At 39.9% G+C, this 2,903-nt stretch carries 3 protein-coding genes; 2 read left to right on the top strand and 1 reads right to left on the bottom strand.

Annotated features, from left to right (window positions below; all coding sequences use genetic code 11):
* Both U1I11_RS21580 and U1I11_RS21575 read left to right on the top strand, forming a co-directional pair.
* Positions 1-1,286: polymorphic toxin-type HINT domain-containing protein (locus U1I11_RS21580; protein WP_322908152.1), on the top strand; the 1,286-nt coding region annotated here is incomplete at its 5' end.
* Between the two features lie 16 nt (positions 1,287-1,302).
* The gene (locus U1I11_RS21575) at positions 1,303-1,851 is read left to right on the top strand and encodes a CPCC family cysteine-rich protein (RefSeq protein ID WP_322908151.1); all 549 of its coding nucleotides are present in this window, start codon (positions 1,303-1,305) and stop codon (positions 1,849-1,851) included.
* Positions 1,852-2,305: 454 nt separating this feature from the next.
* Here U1I11_RS21575 and U1I11_RS21720 read toward each other — a convergent pair whose 3' ends face one another.
* Positions 2,306-2,545, bottom strand: a complete 240-nt coding sequence (locus U1I11_RS21720; RefSeq protein WP_416235644.1) for a helix-turn-helix domain-containing protein — start codon at positions 2,543-2,545, stop codon at positions 2,306-2,308.
* Positions 2,546-2,903: the final 358 nt, after the last annotated feature.

Below are 2,903 nucleotides of genomic sequence, written 5' to 3'. Positions count from 1 at the left end.
ACACGTATGATTATGATGCATTCGGAACGCTCACGCAGCAGCAGGAGAAGACGGAGAACGCGTTTAAATATGCCGGGGAGTATCTGGATGCAGAGACTGGGTTGTATGATTTGAATGCGCGTTACTACGATCCGAGTATGGGTCGGTTTATTAATGAGGATACCCATGAAGGACAGATGAATAATCCGCTGAGTCATAATCTGTATACGTATGTACTGAATAATCCACTAATATATGTCGATCCGACCGGGCATGATCATGTAGTTGGCGCTGGTGGAGCAGGTGGAGTCAGCCATTATGGCTATTGGGAATCAACATGGAACGCATTTGTCAAAGTCAATTCCAATTGGTACACGGCTATTGACTATTGGAGTTCGGGTACACTGTCTGACTTGAATGAGTATTATAAAATCTCACAAGAAAAGCCATTGTCTCTCGAACAATTTGCAGCAGCAGGGTATTTAGTTTTTCAAGTTTTGCCAAGCAGTAAAGTGGAAGCGAAGCTTACTAAAAAAGGAACCGAGTATATTGATACAGCGATTGCTAAGGCAGCGAAAGGATGCAATTGCTTCACTGCAGGAACCAAAGTCCAAACAGACGAAGGGGAGAAGAATATCGAAGACATTCAAGTCGGAGATAAGGTTCTCTCGAAGAATGAGACAACAGGCGAGATAGCTTATAAAGAGGTTACGGATACTTTCAACCATGAGACGGATGAGATTTACAACATCCATGTGGGCGATCAGACGATTGAATCGACCTACAATCATCCGTTCTATGTGAAGGACAAGAGATGGACGTTCGTCAAAGACCTCAAAGTCGGTGACTTGCTTGTTCAGAGTGATGGAAGTACACTCAAAATAGAAAGTATTGAACTGTTTCACAAGCATGTCACAGTTTATAACATGACGGTTGATGAGTTCCATACCTATTTTGTGAGTGACCTTGGGGTATGGGTTCATAATATCTCATGTGAGGAGATAAACTGGAAAGGATTTAGTAGCGGGAAATTAAAGCCACATTGGGAAAAACATGGAAATGAATTCGGTGATATTTCGCAAAACGAGTATCTAAAACTAGCGAAAGGTTTTGCTGCTGAAACTGACTCCTCATTCAAAGAACAGGTTGTAGGTAATTTCCTTGTTAAATATGATCCTTCGACAGGACGTGTACTTGTAGGTCATATTAAAGATCGACAAATAAGGACATTTTACAAAGATGACGGACGATCTGCTGACCCATTTCAAGCCGCAATCGATCTCGCAAAATCACTCGGTGGTGGTTAATAAGTGAGGTGAAAACATGAATCGAGACGAAGCAATAGATATTATTTTGAAATCAACCATTGAAAATTTGTCTAGGGAAGAACGGGAAGAAATTTTAATTGATTGGTGGGAGATAGACCAAAACGATCCCGAATTTAAGAACTTACCGGAAATATTGAAATCGGAGATACTTAATTGTGATGAACCTCAGAAAGATATAGCGGATAAAGGTTACAGTGCATTGTTGCTCGTAGCTTTAAGAAAAAAATATATTGGGGTCAGAAACGATTATTTATCAAAGAATGTGTCAGCTATTCTAAATTCTAGCCAAGTGGTTGAAGGTATAGAGGAAGAACTTTATAGTTGTCCATGTTGTAAATTTAAAACACTTTCAACAAAGGGTGAGTATGATATTTGCCCAGTATGTTTTTGGGAAGACGATGGAAGTACGAACCCTAGCTATTATAGTTCTCCTAACCACATGACACTCTCTCAAGCCCGTGATAACTTTAATGAATTCGGAGCAGTAAACAAGTTTTCACTACAATTCCTAGAATTAGATAGACTTGAGAAGTTTAGTAAATAATAATGTAATAAGCCTTGAAGGAGTTATTCTTCAAGGCTTATTTTTTAATCCACCTAGTGCTCATTAGGGCAACTAAAAGCCTGACAACACTCATATGATACTCTTTCAATATGCCTATATACACAGAAATGTTTAAATTTTATTATCTGAATGCATCGTACTATAATCAGGGCATGCGACGATTTGTTGATGAGGATACGTATGAAGGACAAATTTAGACAAAATGTTTATAGTTATGTAGGGCATCTGGTTGTTTCTGCAAATCGTTAAAATATAGGCTGTGCAAATTCATTTTGCATAGCTTATATTTTATTTTTAAAACTTAAAGTGTTTAAGTTAGATTGAACAAAATCGTTCAATTGTTTTTTCATTTCATCCGAAAATCGAACCCGATCTGCTTCCCAGTTATATACGGACTTTACTTCAATATTAAAAAATTGTGCAAACTCCTGCTTCACTCCCCTCGATAATACCTCGCTTTACGAATACGTTGCCCCAGTGTCTTCTCCGGTATATGCTCATATGCACCCAAATACCAATTTTCCTTCTCGAATACAGCTGAAAGCTTTCTAATCGTAGCGAGCGACGGCTTACTTTTCCCATTCTCAATCAAGCTGAGTGAATTCGTTGAAATCTGTATCCGATCTGCCACTTCCTGAATCGTCATGTTCTTCGCCAACCGAGCTAGCCGAATGCGCTATCCCGGTGTGTCTGTCGGAAGAAGATCATCATGCTGCACGAAAGGCAACATCTGTTCCCGCTTGATGTGTAAAAGTTCAACGGTATTGTCTGCACGCTTGTCTATAGAGAAAGTAAGATGAACTTTGAAAAGAGGATTGCCACCTAGTATGCCTACACAACGCAAGGATCGATAGCTTCCATCATATACCCGACGATGGCGAATGGCAAAGTGATGAAAAATAGCTATACGTATGATCTGGATAACCGGTTGAAGCAGGATCAGGTTAGCCGAAGTGAACAAGGGAAGGAAAAGGTAACGACGACCTCGTTTGCGTATTTGCCAGATGGCACCCGGTTCCAAAAGAAGGTGA

The sequence above is a fragment of the Paenibacillus campi genome (assembly GCF_034659835.1).
Lineage (GTDB): Bacteria > Bacillota > Bacilli > Paenibacillales > Paenibacillaceae > Saccharibacillus > Saccharibacillus campi.
The sequence above is the reverse complement of the archived record's forward strand: the minus strand, read 5'-3'. Positions and strand labels throughout refer to the sequence as shown.

Bases quoted from the DNA above. Each gene is read 5' to 3' on its own strand.
- U1I11_RS21575 (WP_322908151.1), top strand. From the start codon at position 1,303: ATGAATCGAGACGAAGCAATAGATATTATTTTGAAATCAACCATTGAA.